The organism is Acinetobacter sp. V115_6, from assembly GCF_031799025.1.
Taxonomy (GTDB): Bacteria; Pseudomonadota; Gammaproteobacteria; order Pseudomonadales; family Moraxellaceae; genus Acinetobacter; species Acinetobacter pittii.
Genome location: NZ_JAVQNO010000005.1, coordinates 1 through 19,202, shown reverse-complemented (window position 1 = coordinate 19,202; position 19,202 = coordinate 1). Strand labels below are relative to the sequence as shown.

At 39.4% G+C, this 19,202-nt stretch carries 17 protein-coding genes and 1 tRNA gene; 12 read left to right on the top strand and 6 right to left on the bottom strand.

The window, feature by feature from the left end:
* Positions 1 to 114 precede the first annotated feature (114 nt).
* Positions 115 to 2,301 (top strand): SulP family inorganic anion transporter, encoded by a 2,187-nt coding sequence (locus RMA94_RS00955; RefSeq protein ID WP_033848943.1) that lies wholly within the window; start codon positions 115 to 117, stop codon positions 2,299 to 2,301.
* Positions 2,302 to 2,369: 68 nt separating this feature from the next.
* Here RMA94_RS00955 and RMA94_RS00950 read toward each other — a convergent pair whose 3' ends face one another.
* A complete protein-coding gene (locus RMA94_RS00950; RefSeq protein ID WP_311081486.1) occupies positions 2,370 to 3,260 on the bottom strand; it encodes an SDR family NAD(P)-dependent oxidoreductase in 891 nt (296 codons plus the stop codon).
* Positions 3,261 to 3,534: 274 nt separating this feature from the next.
* Entirely contained in the window at positions 3,535 to 4,812 is a 1,278-nt protein-coding gene (locus tag RMA94_RS00945; RefSeq protein ID WP_068613942.1) for an O-acetylhomoserine aminocarboxypropyltransferase/cysteine synthase family protein, read from the bottom strand.
* A 295-nt stretch (positions 4,813 to 5,107) separates the two neighbouring features.
* On the opposite strand from RMA94_RS00945, the gene ettA reads away from it, so the two are divergent.
* Entirely contained in the window at positions 5,108 to 6,769 is a 1,662-nt protein-coding gene (gene ettA, locus RMA94_RS00940; protein ID WP_005067029.1) for an energy-dependent translational throttle protein EttA, read from the top strand.
* Positions 6,770 to 6,813: 44 nt separating this feature from the next.
* On the opposite strand, the gene RMA94_RS00935 is transcribed toward ettA, so the two are convergent.
* Positions 6,814 to 7,197, bottom strand: coding sequence for a tetratricopeptide repeat protein (locus RMA94_RS00935; RefSeq protein WP_002116715.1), 384 nt, complete (start codon positions 7,195 to 7,197; stop codon positions 6,814 to 6,816).
* A 340-nt stretch (positions 7,198 to 7,537) separates the two neighbouring features.
* Complete coding sequence (locus tag RMA94_RS00930; protein WP_311081485.1) at positions 7,538 to 8,230, bottom strand: hypothetical protein; 693 nt, start codon at positions 8,228 to 8,230, stop codon at positions 7,538 to 7,540.
* Positions 8,231 to 8,377: 147 nt separating this feature from the next.
* On the opposite strand from RMA94_RS00930, the gene RMA94_RS00925 reads away from it, so the two are divergent.
* From RMA94_RS00925 to RMA94_RS00885, 9 genes are all read left to right on the top strand, one after another.
* A complete protein-coding gene (locus RMA94_RS00925; protein ID WP_002060055.1) occupies positions 8,378 to 8,776 on the top strand; it encodes a cation efflux protein, CzcI-like in 399 nt (132 codons plus the stop codon).
* A gap of 56 nt (positions 8,777 to 8,832) precedes the next feature.
* Positions 8,833 to 9,027: a hypothetical protein gene (locus RMA94_RS00920; protein WP_262522321.1), complete on the top strand. Its 195-nt coding sequence runs from the start codon at positions 8,833 to 8,835 to the stop codon at positions 9,025 to 9,027.
* On the top strand, positions 9,018 to 9,635 hold the full coding sequence (locus tag RMA94_RS00915; protein ID WP_081312936.1) for an isoprenylcysteine carboxylmethyltransferase family protein: 618 nt from the start codon (positions 9,018 to 9,020) through the stop codon (positions 9,633 to 9,635). The genes RMA94_RS00920 and RMA94_RS00915 overlap by 10 nt, the downstream gene beginning before the upstream one ends.
* A gap of 144 nt (positions 9,636 to 9,779) precedes the next feature.
* Positions 9,780 to 9,953, top strand: coding sequence for a hypothetical protein (locus tag RMA94_RS00910; protein ID WP_311081482.1), 174 nt, complete (start codon positions 9,780 to 9,782; stop codon positions 9,951 to 9,953).
* Positions 9,954 to 10,151: 198 nt separating this feature from the next.
* The gene (locus RMA94_RS00905) at positions 10,152 to 10,547 is read left to right on the top strand and encodes a cation efflux protein, CzcI-like (RefSeq protein WP_328704248.1); all 396 of its coding nucleotides are present in this window, start codon (positions 10,152 to 10,154) and stop codon (positions 10,545 to 10,547) included.
* Positions 10,548 to 10,604: 57 nt separating this feature from the next.
* Positions 10,605 to 12,014 carry a TolC family protein gene (locus RMA94_RS00900; protein WP_311081480.1) on the top strand — a complete coding sequence of 470 codons (1,410 nt, stop codon included), beginning with the start codon at positions 10,605 to 10,607 and terminating at the stop codon, positions 12,012 to 12,014.
* Positions 12,014 to 13,219, top strand: coding sequence for an efflux RND transporter periplasmic adaptor subunit (locus RMA94_RS00895; protein WP_311081477.1), 1,206 nt, complete (start codon positions 12,014 to 12,016; stop codon positions 13,217 to 13,219). Before RMA94_RS00900 ends, RMA94_RS00895 begins: the two co-directional genes overlap by 1 nt.
* Entirely contained in the window at positions 13,209 to 16,367 is a 3,159-nt protein-coding gene (locus RMA94_RS00890) for a CusA/CzcA family heavy metal efflux RND transporter (protein ID WP_311081475.1), read from the top strand. Before RMA94_RS00895 ends, RMA94_RS00890 begins: the two co-directional genes overlap by 11 nt.
* A 132-nt stretch (positions 16,368 to 16,499) precedes the next feature.
* Positions 16,500 to 17,456, top strand: a complete 957-nt coding sequence (locus RMA94_RS00885) for a cation diffusion facilitator family transporter (protein ID WP_005067046.1) — start codon at positions 16,500 to 16,502, stop codon at positions 17,454 to 17,456.
* Positions 17,457 to 17,475: 19 nt separating this feature from the next.
* Here the strand turns inward: RMA94_RS00885 and RMA94_RS00880 are convergent, their stop codons facing one another.
* Positions 17,476 to 17,814, bottom strand: coding sequence for a hypothetical protein (locus RMA94_RS00880; protein ID WP_002117013.1), 339 nt, complete (start codon positions 17,812 to 17,814; stop codon positions 17,476 to 17,478).
* 273 nt (positions 17,815 to 18,087) lie between these two features.
* Between RMA94_RS00880 and RMA94_RS00875 the strand changes: the two genes are divergently transcribed.
* Complete coding sequence (locus RMA94_RS00875) at positions 18,088 to 19,035, top strand: hypothetical protein (protein ID WP_202724377.1); 948 nt, start codon at positions 18,088 to 18,090, stop codon at positions 19,033 to 19,035.
* Between the two features lie 90 nt (positions 19,036 to 19,125).
* On the opposite strand, the gene RMA94_RS00870 is transcribed toward RMA94_RS00875, so the two are convergent.
* A tRNA-Glu gene (locus RMA94_RS00870) sits at positions 19,126 to 19,201 on the bottom strand.
* Position 19,202 lies beyond the last annotated feature (1 nt).

Below are 19,202 nucleotides of genomic sequence, written 5' to 3'. Positions count from 1 at the left end.
CTTTAATGATATTCAGTTGTTCGACATCATCAACCCAGCCTTGAAGCATTTACTCACTTTCAGGCTGTAATAGTACAACTTTGCTTATTTCTTTATATTATAAATGGTTGTTTTATGTCGGTTTTAAACCTGAAAAATAGATTTCATTTAAAAGACCTCTTGTCCGGAGTTGTCGTATTCCTCGTGGCATTACCGCTGTGTTTGGGTATTGCTTTAGCCTCAGGTGCTCCCATCATCTCTGGTATTATTGCAGGTATTGTGGGCGGCATTATTGTGGGTTTACTGAGTGGTTCTCACATTAGCGTTGCAGGCCCAGCGGCAGGGCTGACTGCTGTCATCCTTGTACAGTTAGAACAATTAGGCGGCAATTATGCCGCCTTTTTATTATGTATTATTTTTGCCGGTGTTCTACAAATTCTATTTGGATTATTTAAGTTAGGGTTCTTTGCGAACTTTATCCCAAATAATGTCATTTTAGGGTTATTAGCCGCTATTGGCGTGATCCTGATTGCCACGCAATTACCTTATCTGTTTGGACTTTCTGATTTTTCATGGAAACAAGTTTGGACTTCAACACCAGATGCCTTCCTTCAACGTTTTGATGGAGGTGCTGCGCTTATTGGTTTACTCAGTTTATTTTTAATTTTAGCGTGGGATAGCAGTCCGCTTAAAAAACTAGCTTTACCTTCTGCTTTGATTGCGGTTGTGCTCGCAGCAGTTTTAAATTTTATTTTGGTGAGTATCGGCTCTGCATGGGCAGTGCAAATTGATAACCTCATTCAATTGCCGAATATATTACAAGCACCCGAAAAAGTATTAATTTTCCCTGATTTTAGCTATTTAGCTGAGCCTATGATTTACACAGGGGCAATTACTCTGGCTGTCGTTGCATCTTTAGAAACGTTATTGAATTTAGAGGCAGCAGATAAAATCGATCCTCAAAAACGTTCTTCTCCGCCGAACCGTGAACTTTGGGCACAAGGTACAGGGAATATCGTTTCGGGCTTAATAGGTGGCATGCCCGTCACCTCAGTGATTGTTCGTAGTTCGGTGAATGCGAATACAGGCGCGCGTAGTAAGTGCTCTACCATTATTCATGGGGTATTGTTGCTGTTAGCGGTTTTGTTCTTCGTGCCATTAATGAACATGATTCCTCTGTCTGCATTGGCTGCGATCCTTATTGTGACAGGCTTTAAGCTTACCCATCCAAAACTATTCAAACAGCTTTATCAAAAAGGTTGGAAACAGTTTTTACCTTTTATTATTACCTTAGTTGCAATTTTGCTGACAGATCTTTTAATGGGAATTTTAATTGGTCTGTTCACCAGTAGTGCTTTTATTCTCTATGGCAATTTTAATAAAGGTATTCGTGTTTATAGAGAGAAGCGTTTGCATGGCGTAGTCACGCGTATTGAACTCCCATCACAAGTGACCTTCCTTAATCGTTCTGCGCTTATTTCGGCATTGGAACATGTACATAAACATCAGCAACTCATTATTGATGCAACTCAGTGTGATTCGATTGATCCTGATATCTATCAAGTTATTCAAGATTATCAAAGTGAAACGGCTATTAAACGTCAGGTAAACCTTAAATTGGTCGGGTTCAAACAGCACTATCAAGATGTTGATGATGCGGTACTTGATATTGATATTAGTACACATGACTTGCAACAAAAGCTGAGTCCTCAACAGGTCGTCAACTTACTTAAAGAAGGGAACGAACGTTTTGTAAAAAATGAACGTCTTCAACGAGATATTTACCGACAAATTCGTGTGACTGCAGATGAAGGGCAACATCCGATTGCAGCCGTTCTTGGGTGTATGGACTCACGTGCACCCACCGAAATGATTTTTGATGTGGGTATTGGTGATCTGTTCAGCTTACGAATTGCAGGTAATATTGCTGGGCAAAAAGTATTGGGTTCACTTGAGTTTGCATGTCAGGCCAAAGGTTCTAAAGTCATCGTTGTTTTAGGACATACCGATTGCGGTGCGGTAACAAGTGCATGTCAATTGCGTTTAGAGCAAAAGCAAGTGTCTGATGTGAAGGAAATGCCACACATTCAATATGTGCTTGGACCATTAATGCATTCGGTTGATAGCGTATATGACATTATGCAACCACGTGAATTAGGTAATGCTTTTATTAGCCAAGTGACAGCAATGAATGTTCATTACAATATCCAGTACATTATTAATAACAGCAGTGTGCTTAAAGATATGGTTGATCGAGGTGAGATCGTAGTTGTGGGTGCAATTTACGATGTAAAAACAGGGCACGTTCAGTTTCTTGATTGATCAGTCTTTTAGTTAAAAAAAGCGCCTTAGTTAAGGCGCTTTTTATTTGTTATGCGTTTAACTCAAAATTACCAGTGTTCACCAGGGAAAATACGTGCATAAGCTTTTTGTGCCCAGTTTAATCTCTCAGTTTTTTGTCCCTTCGCTGCATCTGAACTTGGGAATAAACGGAAACCAATCGACATAAACATATTATTGATGCCCGGTGCTACAGAATAAGTCATTGAAGCTAAGCGACCTAAGTTGGTTGCCATACGTTTCGGGCGTTTCACAATTGCATAAGCAATTAAGTCAGCAGCCTGCTCAGGTGAAAGGGTTGGAACATATCTATAAATTTTAGTTGGTGCAATCATTGGGGTACGAACCAATGGCATATAAATTGAAGTAATTGCGATTTTGTGTGCATGAACTTCGGCAGATAGACAGCGGCTAAATGCATCAAGCGCTGCTTTAGACGCGACATATGCAGAGAAGCGAGTAGCGTTTGCTAACACACCAATGGAGCTAATGTTAATGATTTGTCCATCTTTACGCTGAATCATATGCGGCAAGATATTGAGAACTAGGCGAACCGCGCCAAAATAATTTAATTGCATCGTGCGTTCAAAGTCATGAAAACGATCATAAGACTCATGTACAGCACGGCGGATAGAGCGACCTGCGTTATTAATTAAAATATCAATGTGATCAACAGTCGCTAAAATTTCTTTAGAAACTTGGTCAATCATTTCCATATCGTTGAGATCACATGGGAAAATTGATGCCTTACCGCCACGTTTTTCGATATCTGCTTTTACTTCTTCCAAAGTTTCTTGAGTACGGGCAACCAGTAAAACATGGGCTCCAGCATCAGCAAGTTTGTTTGAAATCGTTAATCCGATTCCACTCGAGGCGCCTGTCACTAAAATGACTTTATCTTGTACCTTTTTCTGGAACAGAGCTTCTAATTTTTTATTCACAGCATTTTACCTAAGTAGGGGCAGGGACTATTTATTCCGGTATGTAATTTTTATTTTTTACAACCGTAGATTCATCCAGATGAACTCATAAATATTGTCTTTATCTTAATAGATGTTTAAAAATTGTCTAGTCTGTAAATATATGAAATTTAACAATTTATTTAGAGTAAAAACTCTAAAATAGTATCTTAATCCATTAATTATTTTAGTTATATAATGAACAAAAAAATGAAAAAAGCCTCTATTTCCAGAGGCTTGTTGAATAGTTTAAAAGTTATACAGCTGAAAGTGCTTGTTCTAAATCGGCAATTAAGTCATCAATATGCTCAATTCCAATTGAAAGACGTACCATATCTTCGCTTACACCAGCAGATTTAAGCTCTTGTTCATTAAGCTGGCGATGAGTCGTCGTTGCAGGATGACACGCCAAACTTTTTGCATCACCAATATTAACGAGACGAGTAAATAATTGAAGAGCATCGATGAATCGAGTGCCGCCTTCGAGACCATCTTGTACGCCGAAAGATAAAATTGCAGAAGGTTTACCTTTTACATATTTTTGAGCAAGCTGATGTTGTGGATGATCTTTTAAACCTGCGTAGTTAACCCATTTTACTTTTGGATGAGTCTGTAAATATTCTGCAATTTTTTGAGCATTTTCAGTATGACGCTCGATGCGGAGGTTTAGAGTTTCGAGACCTTGTAAAATTAAGAAGACACTCAGTGGGCTAATTGCCGCGCCTGTATTACGTAATGGCACTACACGAGCTCGTGCAATATAGGCTGCTTCACCTAAAACTTCGACATAATTAACCCCGTGATAACTTGGGTCAGGTGTATTCAAAACTTTAAAGCGCTCTGGATATTTACCCCAAGGGAATTTGCCGCTATCGATAATCGCGCCACCAATGCTATTACCGTGTCCACCAATATATTTGGTAAGAGAATGAATAACGATATCGGCGCCATATTGAAACGGTTTTAATAAGGCAGGGGTGGCAACCGTATTATCGACGATGACAGGTACGCCATATTCATGTGCGATTTTTGAAATTTCTTCTAAATCGATGATATTTCCGAGGGGGTTACCAATCGACTCAACAAAAACAAGTTTAGTTTTATCATCAATTAAATTACGTAAGCTTTCAGGTTTTTGATAATCAAAAAAGCGAACTTCAATGCCTTGTTTTGGTAAGGTGTGGGCAAATAAATTATAAGTTCCGCCATATAAAGTTGAGACGGAGGCAATGTTGTCTCCCGCTTCTGTAATCGTTTGGACAGCATAGGTAATCGCTGCCATTCCAGAAGCCAAGGCTAAAGCACCAATTCCTCCTTCGAGTGCAGCAAGACGTTGCTCAAGCACAGCAGTGGTCGGGTTCATAATGCGAGTATAAATATTGCCCTGAACTTTTAAATCGAAAAGGTCGGCACCGTGCTGTGTATTATCAAATGCATATGAAGTGGTTTGATAAATAGGGACCGCAACCGCTTTTGTTGTTGCTTCGGGTGAGTAGCCAGCATGAATTGCTAAGGTTTCATCTTTATAAGTCATGATTACTTCATCTTCGTGAGTTAAATATTGAGCGAGTCTAGCCTAAAATTTATGTACAAAATTGCAGAAATTCTGGTTTGTTTTCTAATTTTAGGAATAAAGATAGAAAAATATACGCTGAAAAGCTGTATAAATCTTATCCATAAACATTTTGCAACTTATTGAAAAAGAAAATTGTTTGATAAATCCGTACGATGGAAATCATAACTTCAAGTTGTTGGGGTTTTCAGCGTATAATACGCGCGATTATTTATCGCTTATGCGATGTATTGGTTTTTCAATTGAGGAGTCCTGCGTGGCCCAATATATTTATACGATGAACCGAGTGTCTAAGATGGTTCCGCCAAAGCGCGAAATCTTAAAAGACATCTCTTTATCATTTTTCCCGGGTGCCAAAATTGGTGTGCTCGGTTTGAACGGTGCAGGTAAATCTACCTTGCTTCGTATTATGGCTGGCGTAGATAAAGATTTCTCTGGTGAAGCTCGTGCACAACCTGGAATTAAAATCGGCTATTTAGAGCAAGAACCACCTCTTGATCCGACTAAAGACGTTCGTGGTAACGTTGAAGATGGCGTGCGTGAAGCTTTAGATGCATTAGAGCGCCTTGATCAGGTTTTTGCAGAATATGCAGATCCGGATGCAGATTTTGATGCACTTGCAAAAGAGCAGGAAAAATTAGAATCAATTATCCATGCTTGGGATGCACATAACTTAAATAACCAGCTTGAAATCGCGGCAGATGCCTTGAACCTTCCAGCTTGGGATGCAGACGTAACTAAGCTTTCAGGTGGTGAACGCCGTCGTGTAGCACTTTGCCGTTTATTGCTTTCAAAGCCAGACATGTTGCTTCTTGACGAACCGACGAACCATTTAGATGCAGAATCGGTATCTTGGTTAGAGCGCTTCTTGAAAGATTTCCCTGGCACAATCGTTGCGATTACGCATGACCGTTATTTCTTGGATAACGTTGCCGAGTGGATCTTGGAGCTTGACCGTGGGCATGGTATTCCTTACCAAGGTAACTATTCTTCTTGGTTAGAGCAAAAAAATGCTCGTTTAGAACAAGAGCAGAAACAAGAAGAATCTTTTGCTAAAGCATTGAAAAAAGAACTTGAATGGGTTCGTTCAAATGCGAAAGGTCAGCAAAAGAAAAACAAAGCGCGTATGGAGCGTTTTGAAGAGCTTAACTCTAAAGAATTCCAGCAACGTAATGAAACGTCTGAAATCTACATTCCACCTGGCCCTCGTTTGGGTAATAAAGTTGTGGAAGTGGAAGGTATCAGCAAATCATTTGACGGCCGCGTATTGTACGAAAACTTATCGTTTACTGTACCTCCAACAGCAATTGTGGGTATCGTTGGTCCAAACGGTGCGGGTAAAACGACTTTATTCCGTATGATGACTGGCGAACAGCAACCTGATACAGGTACTGTGACTCTAGGTGAGTCAGTTAAAGTGGCTTACGTGGGTCAGATTCGCGACACTCTAGACAATAACAAAACTGTTTGGGAAGAAGTGTCTGGTGGTTTAGATATCTTGAAAGTGGGCGATTATGAAATTGCTTCACGTGCTTATATCGGCCGCTTTAACTTCAAAGGTCAAGATCAGCAAAAACGCGTAGGCGAATTGTCTGGTGGTGAGCGTAACCGCTTACAACTTGCGAAAATTTTACAGCAAGGTGCAAACGTTATCTTACTGGATGAGCCATCAAACGACTTGGATATTGAAACTTTACGTGCGCTTGAGGATGCAATTCTTGTATTCCCAGGTACGGTAATGGTGGTATCGCATGACCGTTGGTTCCTTGACCGTATCGCAACACACATCTTGTCATTTGAAAATGAACAGCCAGAATTCTACACAGGTAACTATGCAGAATATGAAGCATACCGTCAGTCACGTTTAGGTGAAGACGCTGTTCAAAAACGTACTAAATACAAAAAAATTAGCGGCTAATCTCTGTTAATTTAAAAAACCAGCCTAAGGGCTGGTTTTTTATTTTAAGAAAATGCGAGCTTGCTAAACGCTTCTTGTAAGCAGCGTTCAGCATCGGGATGTCCCTGACTTGCTGCTTTTTGTAGCCATTTTTCAGCTTCACGATAATTCTTATCTAATCCAAATTGACCATTTAGATAACCGATACCAAGCTTAAAAGAAGCGTCAGAGCTACCACGTAAAGCTGCTCGTAGGTAGCACCACATAGCATTTCGGTCGTTAGGAGTTACATCTAACCAGTTTTGCATACGTTCATGGTCTTGCTCGGCTAGTTCCTCAAAGCGTAAACCCTGTTCAATTTCATCAACTGCTTGTGAATGCATATCAGAAGGTAAGTTTTCAAAAGCAAACAAGTGATTAAGCCTATACTTGATTGATTTCATATTCATGATAGTCTCCCTTGTTCCTCAATTTAATTGAATTGACTCACACTTTTAAGCTAGTCCCTTATATTGAAATATTATGTTTTTTTTTGTAAATGTGATATAGCGCATTTGGATGAAAAATAATGAAGTTTTGGCTTACATAAAAGTTACACGTGTTTTTACGCTAAGTGAAACTACTATGAGAATAGTGGCATTCTTAAGGGAAATTAGAGCTTTTAAAATTAAAAAATAGCTATTATTTAACGCAAAAGACTTTTGAGAAAATTTATAAATATCAAACAAAAGAAATTTCTTTAAACAAAACCAGCTTAAGAGCTAGTTAATTAGTTTTGCCTAGGAACTTCTATTTTGTAAAGTCACCTCGTAAGTCTGCCCATATCAGAGAAGGGGCCACCGTGACCACATCAAATGCCATCGCTAACGGATAAAGTGCCATACGAGTTACACGTTTAAACGGATGTTTCTTTGTTATTTCATATTTTTGCTGTAAGGCGATAGGATAAGGAATGGGAAGGGTTTGTTGAATTTTTTGTATGTCTGGAGCTTTATATATTTGTCCTTTAAAGCTAAGAAAAGCGTAAGGATATAAAACATCTTTTTGATTTTCTATCACAACAAAATGATTTTTAAATCCTAGGTTTTTTAAATTTTCTTTTTGTTGTTCAGAAAGAGAGAATAGAGGAGTTTTATATAGGAATTGAAGTTCTCCATGAAAATGATTGGGATCATCCATGGTCAGTACCAGTGGGGACGGATTGGTCAGACTTCGCTGATCTGCTGGGATTGCATGAAGAAGTTTTGATAGCTCAGCGCTTCCCTCGGTCATTAAATAATTATAGTCTTTGCCTACAAAGATGATCCCTTGTTCTTGCTGGTTTTGAACAGCTTGTCCTAAAGCAATGATTTGATCTTTTGCTAAAATGATCTTCTCGGTTTTTGTGGTTTCGTTAGGTAAAGCTTCTGAAAGTAATGTCGTGGCACAAGCACTCAAATTTAAACAGACGACAACGAGTAGGGTAGAAAATAGTTTATACATTGCAGGAACTCAAACAGGAAATTAATTTTTCTAAAGAAAAAACTTTTTTAAAACAGCGATAAATTAACCAAAAATCATTTTGTAATTTTATTACATTGGTATCGCTTGCTATAGTGACTTTGTGCAATTTACTGTCATGGTGTACCGTTGCCACGTTCTACAGTTTTTATGTCCGTCTTGTTTAGTTTGCTTATATTCCAAAGCTTATGGAATGTGGCAGCGGCATTTTGCGTGCATAAAAATCAGGAAAAGGCATTACAACATTTCGGTCATCATGCAGATTTAAATGTATATCAATCTTCAGACCATATGCAGACTGAACATGTTGGTATTGTAGAAAATTCTGAGAATGCTCCATTAAGCTGGCAAGATCATCACGATCATTTACCTTCATGTTTTCATGTAGTGATGACTGAAAATGCACAACAAGCTCAAGAACCTTTTGTGCGTGTACATGAGCTTTCACAAATCTATTACTGGTCTAATTCTTATCAGTCTCCGTATCTTGGCTCTTTAAATCCCCCTCCTGTCTTAACCCTGCTATAGGTGGGGTAGCCGAAAAATAACCCACCAGAAATTTATTTATTTCAAAGGGTTATTTTATGCTTAATTATATGTGCAAACAAAGCGCAGCAATCTTCTATGTAGATTACTCGTTTAAACATTCACGTCTTTATGTTAATGACAAGGCGGGATATAAGGTTCTGTCAAATCTTTCCGGAAAACAAAAATATCATTTTAATGAATCGGTTATCTCATCTCTGATGATTCACAGTGATGGAGGTTTATGGAAATGAATATTTTATTTACCCCCCGTGTTAGAACTGTGAGCTCCCGAGTGATTGGGCTGATTTTAGCTATTATTCTTGCTTTAAGTTTTAGTAAATGGCATTTCCAAGCGGCATTTATAGAACATATTTTATGGTTCTTTGGATGGTTTTTTGTGGGCATCGGAGTAATGGGAAGAATATGGTGCAGTCTTTACATTTCCGGATTTAAGAATGCCAAGTTGGTGACAGACGGTCCCTATTCTTTATGTAGAAATCCACTCTATCTGTTTAGTTATCTGGGTGGAGTCGGGATCATGTTGATTACAGAGACGTTTATCTTTCCAATAGTATTCACGCTTTATTTTCTCTGTTACTACTATTTTGTTATACGCCAAGAAGAAGCATTCCTGAGTGAAAAATATGGAACTGCATATTCAGATTATATAAAGACAATTCCACGCTTTTTACCAAGTTTCAAAAATTTTAAAGAGCCTGAGTTCTATCAGGTTTCACCGAAACATTTCCGTATTTTTTTGACGCAGGTGGTGTGGTTTATCTGGGTTGCGGCCTTAGTCCAACTTTTTGATGAGTTGCGACTGCACGGTGTTCTCCCTTCATTGTTTAGTTGGTTCTAAAAATGAAATGAAAGTATATCCGCATGCTTCTTAGAGATTCAGAAGATTTGTCCTGAGGTGATTAATTAAGGCATGCGAAAAATTAATTTTATTTCTGGGTTAAATCCTTAAATAAATTCGGAATATTTAGATCAGGTGATTATTATGTCTATTAAACTAAATAAAAAATCAGTTTTGCTGATTTTACTTCTTTCAACAAGTTTGGCTCATGCTGATGGAGGGTTAATATTCCTCGAAAAGAATATTAAGTCTCAGCAAGAAACAAAAGCTAAAGCTGAAAAAAGTAAGAATCCTCATTTAACTTGTAAGCGTAAATAATTTTTATTTTTTAGGAAACTAATTACTTAATAATTAGTTTCCTATGAGTAAAGATAAAAATTCTTAATGATTTATTCTTATCTTTACTCAGGCGAGATTAGGATCGCTTCTATACTGCTATTTATAGATGTAATTTTATTACATGCCGATAGCCTGCTATAGTGGCTTTGTTCAACTTCTTAGTTTAATGGTGTGCTGTTGCCACGTTCTGCACTTTTCATGTCCGTCTTATTCTGTTTGCTTATATTCCAAAGTTTATGGAATGTGGCAGCAGCATTTTGCGCCCATGAAAATCAGGAAAAGGCATTACATCATTTTGGTCATCATGCAGCGTTGAGTTATGAAGCTTCACAGCATAGCCATACGGAAAAGACAGATATCGTAGGAACTACTCATAAAGCTCCTTTAACTTTGTCTGATCATCATGACCATTTACCTTCATGTTTTCATGTTGTGATTGTAGAAGCACAAGAAAAACTTGTTTCACCGTTAATACTGTCATCTGAGCCAAAACAACAATATTATTGGTCCAATTCTTATAAGTCCCCTCATATTTCTAAACAAGACCCGCCTCCTGTTTTAACCCTGCTATAGGTGGGGTAGCCGAAAATTAGCCCACCAGAAATATTATTTATTTCATAGGGTTATTTTATGTCTATTTTTTTATACGAAAAGCGTTTCGTTAGTCTGAACACATCTTGGGTACTGAAATCATTAGTTGTTGCAGTTGCGCTTTCAACTAGCGTTGTAACAACTGTTGCTAGTGCAAATCAGAACCTCACGCAGAATACTCAATCGCAGCAGGTACAGAAGGTTTTAACGTTTGAGCAGGTGCTTGATCAGGTTAAGCAATTTCAGACTCAAACAGGAATTTGGCAAACTCAACAAGATATTGCCGAGAGCAATATCAAACAGAGCCAGCTATGGGAAAACCCGACGGTTTCTGTACAGCAAACGGGTTTTAAATCTGGAAAAGATCAGGAATTAGAACTCGGAATCTCGCAAAAACTAGATATTTTTGGTGTACGTTCCGCAGCAAAAAAACTAGCAAGTGTTCAGCAAAATCAAGTTGAGTTAAATCAGGTTTTATATGAGGCTCAACTGAAGCTGGCGGTAAAATATTTATGGTCACAAGTATCTATTTTAGAGCTTGAACATGAAGTTGCTAAAGCCCAGTTAAGAACGAGTAAAAATCTTCTTGATGCTACCCGCTTACGCTTTCAGGCCGGCAGTATTGCTCAGGTTGATTTAGATCGAACTCTTATGACGCATGTTGAAAATCAGCGTTTATATCAGGAAGTTGAATTATCACTGAGTAGTGCTAAAAGAAAATTGGCTAACTTATGGGGTGAGACAGAAGATAACTTCACCTTACGCCCGGATATAAAAAGTGCGTGGCCTTTAAAAAATGAAAGTGATATCGACCAATATCTAAAACAGAATTTGTTAGAACAGTCCCTACAGCTTCAAGCAATACAACAAAATTCTGAAATTAATTATTTAAAGGCAAAAAATCGGCCTACGCCTACTGTAAATATGGGCGTGGTTCGTAGTAAAACCGCAGAAACGAGCAGTACCGAAAATCAGATTCGAGTAGGTATAGCAGTTCCTTTAAACATTTTTAATCGCCAGCAATATGCACTCAAAGTTGCTCAAAGCAAACTCGATTTAATTGACCAGCAGCAGAGCTTTTATAAAAAGCAAAGCCAGAATTCCATCCGTACTCTACAGTACGAGTTAGCGAGTTTAAAACAGCAATATAATTTAATGAATGAGCAGCAAATCCCTTTATCAGAGACGGTACAAGAGAAAATGTTGCTTGGCTTTAAAGTCGGTAAATTTGCAATTACTGATGTCCAGCAATCTACCCTTCAATTACAAGAACAACGTTTGAAAAAAGTTCAACTACTTAAATCTGCTTGGCAAAAAGCAATTGAGGCAGAAAGTTTAGCTCTCGGGATCGATCCAAATATGGTGATGTCTGGAGATGCATTAAATCAAATTAATCAAAATTTATGGCAAGACACCTATAAGTTGCCGACAGTTGGAGGGGTAGAGTAATGTCAGTTAAAAAAATGAAAAACCAATGGTTTATTGCTATTTTGCTGCTGATTGTCTGCCTTGCTTTAAGTGCTTGGTTATTTTTCTCTGGAAAAAAACAGCCTAATACTGAAGGTGAAGAAGAGCATGCAGAGGGTGAAGCTGGTCATGAAGAATCTGAAAAAGAGGAAGGAAGTTTAAACCTAACTTCTAAGCAACTGGTTGAATATGGAGTGAAGTTAGAGCAAGTAGGACGTGGAGAAGTTGAACAGAGCCTCTCTTATCCTGCCAAACTGGTTGTAAATACAGACCAGCAAGCACATGTCTCTTCAACGTTTTCTGCGCGTGTAGATAGCGTAAATGTTGTGTTGGGACAACAAGTTGAAAAGGGTCAAGCGCTTGCAACTTTATTTGTACCGGATTTGGTCGATCAACAAGCCAATTTAAGCATGGCACAAGAAGCGTTGACATTAGCGCAGCAAGATTATCAGCGTGAAAAGCAATTGTGGGAACAAGGTGTTTCAGCACGTCAAGATTATCAGCGTGCTTACAATGCTTATCGTCAGGCACAAATTCAGGTACAAGCTGCAAATAGCCGTTTATCTGCCTTGGGAGCGAATCGCTCAAGTAAAGGCCGATATGTTTTAACTGCGCCTTTAAGTGGTGTAATCAGTAATAAAGATATTGTCATTGGTGAGCAAATTGGTCCTGAAAAACAATTATTTGTTATTGATCGCCTAGATCAGTTATGGGTCGAATTTGTGCTACCAAGTGCAAATACCAATATTCAGCCTAATCAGGAAATTGAATTTAAATCACTGCAAACGAACAACATTTTTAAAGCACAGGTACAAAGTTTAACTTCAGAAGCGGATACTCAAACTGGTCGTCTACAGGTTCGTGCCAAGGTACTCACACCTTCAAAAGAATTACGCCCTAACTTAATGGTCAATGTGTTACTGAAACAAAATAATGCAGCGACTGTATTACGAGTTAATAAGACAGCGATACAACAGATTGATGGCAAGAATGTCATCTTTATTGCAAAACAGGAGAAGGACAAAATTCATTTTGCTCCTGTTGCGGTAGAGTTAGGCAATTATTCTTCAGATGCACAATGGGTAGAGGTTAAATCTGGAATTACTGAAAAGCAGCAATATGTGACTCAAGGTAGTTTCTTGCTCAAGTCCGAACTTGAAAAAGGGGAGGCTGAGCATGGACATTAATAAACCTGATTTGCCAAAGGCTGAAGGTTTGTTTGATCGAATTATTCAGTTTTCAATTAACAACGCCATTTGGGTCATGATGTTTGTTATTGCTTGGATTGGTGTCGGAATTTATAGCTATCAAAAACTTTCAATTGATGCTGTGCCTGATATCACCAATGTACAGGTACAAATCAATAGTCAGGCCAATGGTTTTACAGCACCAGAAGTTGAGCAAAGGATTACTTATCCGATTGAAAATGCCATGTCTGGTATTCCAAATCTGGAACAGACTCGTTCAATTTCCAGATATGGTCTTTCTCAGGTCACGATTATCTTTAAAGATGGTACTGACATTTACTGGGCAAGACAGCTGATTAACCAACGTTTACAAGAGGCTAAGAGTGCTTTACCAGATAGCATTGATCCGCAAATGTCTCCAATTTCGACTGGACTCGGTGAGATTTATCAATGGGTGGTAAAAGCAGAGCCAAATGCTAAAAAAGCAGATGGTTCAGCTTATAGCGCGATGGACCTGCGTGAAATTCAAGACTGGATTATTCGGCCCCAGTTACAACGTGTACAAGGGGTAGCCGAGGTTAATAGCATTGGTGGATATAACAAAACCTATGTGGTCTCTCCAGATCTGACACGGTTACAACAGTTGCAAATTCCACTCACCGACTTACAGGATGCGCTTCAAAATAATAATGAAAACCGTGGTGCCGGATTTATTGAAGAGAATGGCCAGCAACTCACAGTTCGTGTTCCGGGTATGCTGACATCGATACAAGACATTCAGAACGTTACGGTCGCCACGAAAAACGGTTTGCCTATAAGGGTTGCTGATGTAGCGTCAGTATCGATTGGTCATGACTTGCGTACGGGTGGTGCTACCTATAATGGACAGGAAACTGTTTTGGGTATCGCCATGATGATGATGGGTGAAAACAGTAAAACCATTGCCAAGGCCATTGACGACAAAGTTCAGGAAATTCAGAGATCACTTCCTCAGGGCGTGGTGATTGAAACAGTCTATGATCGTAGTAGCCTCGTAGATAAAGCGATTAAAACAGTAGCTAAAAATTTGATTGAAGGGGCGATTTTAGTCATCGTTATCCTTTTTATTTTTTTAGGAAACTTTCGCGCCGCTTTAATCACTGCTTGTATTATCCCATTGGCAATGCTTTTTACCTTAACCGGTATGGCAGAACAGAAAATCAGTGCCAACCTGATGAGTCTGGGCGCTTTGGACTTCGGGATCATTGTTGATGGGGCCGTTGTTATTGTTGAAAACTGTATTCGGCGTTTAGCTGAAGCGCAGCATTTAAAAGGTCGCTTATTAACACGTTCCGAACGTTTCACTGAGGTCTTTCTAGCGGCTAAACAAGCACGCCGACCATTAATATTTGGTCAGATCATCATTATGGTCGTGTACCTACCAATTTTTGCTTTAGCAGGCGTTGAAGCAAAGATGTTTCATCCTATGGCAATGACCGTTGTCCTAGCATTATTGGGAGCAATTATTTTATCTGTGACCTTTGTTCCGGCAGCAGTAGCTCTGTTTGTTACGGGTGAAGTGAAGGAAAAAGAAAGCCGCTGGATGATGACGCTGAAAAAAGGTTATGCAGGCTTACTCGATAAAGCATATGCCTTTCGATATGTTGTTGTCACAGCAGCGGTCAGCATCTTAATTTTGACAAGTGCTATTGCAACAAGAGTGGGGAGTGAGTTCGCACCTCAACTCAGTGAGGGTGATTTTGCATTACAACTCATGCGTGCACCGAGCACAGGCATAGAAGAGTCGCTTAAGATTCAAGAGAATGTAGAAAAGCAGTTACTCAAAGCTTTCCCTGAAATTAAAGCCATTTTTGCAAGAACAGGAACAGCCGAGGTTGCTACCGATGTCATGCCTCCAAATATTTCCGATGGTATTGTTCTATTAAAGCCACACGATCAATGGCCAAACCCTAAAGAAACGATAGATGAATTGCGTACCAGAATGCTGCAATTCGTGAATCAGATTCCTGGTAATAACAGTGAATTCTCGCAACCGATTGAACTACGTTTTAATGAACTCATTTCAGGCGTCCGTAGTGATATCGGGGTGAAAGTTTTTGGGGATGATATGCAAGTCCTCAATCAGGAAGCGGAAAAAATAGCCCAACAGCTACGTAGTATTCCAGGTGCCAGTGAAGTCAAAGTTGAACAGACTGATGGTTTGCCATTACTTAATGTAGATGTTGATCATGCTCTGGCTGCACAATATGGATTATCAGTCAAGTCTATTCAGGATATTGTCGCTGCGAGTATTGGAGGACAAAGCGTAGGGCAAATTTTACAGGGTGATAGACGTTTCGATTTTGTGATTCGTTTGCAGGAAAACATGCGTACGCCTCAGCAGCTAGCACAATTACCGATTCGCTTACCAAACGGCGGTCTGATCCAGTTACAAGACGTTGCCAAGGTTGAGAATATTCTGGGCCTTGCTCAAGTGAGCCGTGAAAATGGCAAACGCCGAGTGATTGTGACGGCAAATGTGCGTGATCGTGACCTTGGGTCTTTTGTACAAGAGATGCAAAGCAAACTGGCGCAGCAAAAGCTACCTAGCGGTTATTGGTTAGGCTATGGAGGGCAATTTGAGAATCTTGCTTCTGCCACTGCAAGAATGCAAATCGTCGTACCGATGGCGCTCATCATGATCTTTGTATTGCTGATGGCGGTATTTAGTAACTTTAAAGATAGCTTACTGGTATTTAGTGGAGTTCCTTTCGCTCTGTCTGGTGGATTAGTGGCTTTGTGGCTGAGAGATATTCCGCTTTCTATGTCTGCTGGAGTCGGGTTTATCGCTTTATCAGGTGTTGCGGTATTGAATGGTTTGGTCATGCTCACATTCATTAAAGAGCTAAGAGCAACCCTAGATGTTCATACAGCAACTTGGAAAGGTGCTGTACTGCGACTACGCCCTGTATTAATGACGGCATTTGTTGCTTCACTTGGTTTTATTCCAATGGCTTTAGCAACTGGAACTGGTGCAGAGGTACAACGACCTTTGGCAACGGTAGTAATCGGTGGCATTATTTCATCTACGATACTAACGCTGGTTTTATTGCCAGTCATTTATCGATGGATGAATGAAAGCAAGACGAATAAAGTTGAGCATTCATAATGTCATCGATTTGAGATATCTTTTTTGATGAAAAAGTTTGAGTCAGAAAAGTATTTGAAACAGGTAAAGGTAAACATGAATTCATGGTTACTTTTACCTCACCATAAAGATAAATAATAAGGAGTCCGCAAAATGGGTGGACAACATGGTCATGACCATAGTCATGCTGTAGTGACTGAAGGTAATGCCAAGAAATTAACGATTGCCTTGGCGCTTACTACGACATTTTTAATTGTTGAGGTTATTGCAGGTTTAATCACACAAAGTCTGGCGTTGCTCTCTGACGCTGCGCATATGTTTACAGATGCAGCTGCTTTGGCAATTGCTCTGGTCGCAATTCAGATTTCAAAACGTCCCGCTGATAATAAGCGTACTTTTGGTTATCAACGCTTTGAAATTCTGGCCGCTTTATTTAATGCACTCATGCTGTTCGTGGTGGCAATTTATATTTTATATGAAGCCTATATCCGATTCTCTAAGCCACCTGAAATTCAAAGTGTGGGAATGTTGGTTGTAGCGACTATTGGTTTGGTAATTAACCTCATCTCAATGAAAATCCTGATGTCGAGTGCCAATAACAGCCTAAATGTGAAAGGTGCTTATCTAGAAGTATTGAGTGATGCACTAGGTTCAGTAGGCGTTATTATTGGTGCAATTATTATTTACTTCACTAATTGGTACTGGATTGACACGCTTATTGCAGTACTGATTGGATTTTGGGTATTACCAAGAACATGGGTTTTACTTAAGCAAAGTATTAACATTTTGCTCGAAGGTGTGCCAGAAGAGGTCGATATTGAGAAGCTACGTGCAGATTTACTTTCTTTAAATGGTGTGGAAAGTATTCACCAACTCAAAGTATGGGCGATCACTTCTAAAAACATCCATTTAACAGTGCACTTATTTGCGCCTGAAGCTGATCGTACCAAGTTGTATCAAGATGCTGTTGAAATGCTTTCCCATGAACATGGTATTGGTGAAGTGACATTGCAAATTGAGGACGATGCCGAGATCAATTGTCAGCATATTGCTCAACATGCTTCGCATAAACATGATGATGCAGATAATGCACATTCACATCAGCATTGAGCTGATGTGAACAGTTTTTTTAAATTTCCCATTCGTTATTGCAGTCACGGCATTTCCAGTGTTTTTGTGACTGCATAAATGCCTGCATAGACAATTTGAAATCAGGCAAATCACGCCAGAACATAAAACCTGCCCCTACAGTAACCACAAATGCAACTACTGTTGCGATTTGAAGAGAACTACCTGCACCATTGCCAAAAATCCACATAAAGATGCTAATGACTACTAACAGTAAAAGCACAAAAATTGCAGGAATCAAGATAACCAGACTTTTAGGAACGACAGGTTTTGCGCTGTTAACGCCTTGGCTCACAGGCATAATTTTAACACTTTGACATTTAGGGCAACGATATTGCATGGGAACTCCACATTTAGTTTGAATCTATTCTAACGGAAATGTGCAGAAAGAAAAAAATTTGTAATATATCGATGAAATGCATTGAGTTAGGAGAAAAATTACTTATGGATAAACAAAGAAATATAAAAAACGGATGATTTATCCGTACACATAAAAAATAAAATAATATTGTAGAGCATGCTAATCTACAGAAAAATGAAGTGTGATTAGCACAATAAATGAGCTTAAATACTCGAATAGGATGTGGGATAAATATAAAAAGGAGAGAGGGACTTGGGTCAACAAGATGACAATAAGTCGCAGCGTACAACGACAGCACCGGTTTTAGCTACCCCAGATACTGCTAAACCGTCATTATCTCGTCGATTACTGCATAAGACATTACAACATGCCCAAGATGCAGTTGGGTTTGCTAGCGACACGACACGTAATATTGCAGAGGTTGCCGATGCTGCTTTGGACGCGCTCGATCAAGTAACTACGCATACACGACGTGGAGTTGTCGGAATGACAAATCTGGCAGCTGGCACGGTAAGAGATATGGTGTCTGAAACCAGTGAAACAGCACGCCAAGTCGCGTTGATTATGGCTCGAACTTTTTTAGGAAAAAGTACCTTAACGTTGTACTTACCTGAAATGTTATTAAATAATCAGATTCGTAAGCGCATAGATCGCTCAGAAATTGATGATATTAAAATTAAGTGCGGCAATGACAGTTTCCAAGTGGAGATTGATGGGCATTATCATCGCTTCATGTATCGTTTGAGTTTAGATTTTAAAGTACTGGAATGCCGTATTGGGCAGGAAAAATTCTTACGCCTGCGTCAAATGGATGAAAGTCTTGATGTCCAGATTCGACATGGCGGCACCTTGTCAAATTGGGCTGTACGCCGTATTGGTCGAGTTGGTTTCGAAGTGGTAAATATGTTACCTATTCCATCACTCATTAATCACTTGATTGGCGATATTCCTGGAATCCAACGCGATGGTCACCGGATGTGGTTTATTGATCTAGAGCAAGCAGGATTTATTGACTTTATTAACAACCGTTCATGGATGGTTGAAAAGCTTCTGAGTTTGACTGATTTTAGTATTTTACCGGGCTTGAATATTTTGAGAGAAAGTCGCGAGCTTGTGCAGCAGCTCGTAGATCAGTTTGAAATTAGAGGACTACGAGTGCAGTCTGGTCGTCTTGAAGTACAAGTAGGAATTGCGGGTTGATAGAGCATATAAAAAGTTAATCATAGATTGGCTTTTTATTTTTTAGGCAAGAAAAAAGCCACTGACGTTATGCAGTGGCTTTTTAGAATTTGGCGTCCCTACGGGGATTCGAACCCCGGTTACCGCCGTGAAAGGGCGATGTCCTAGGCCTCTAGACGATAGGGACT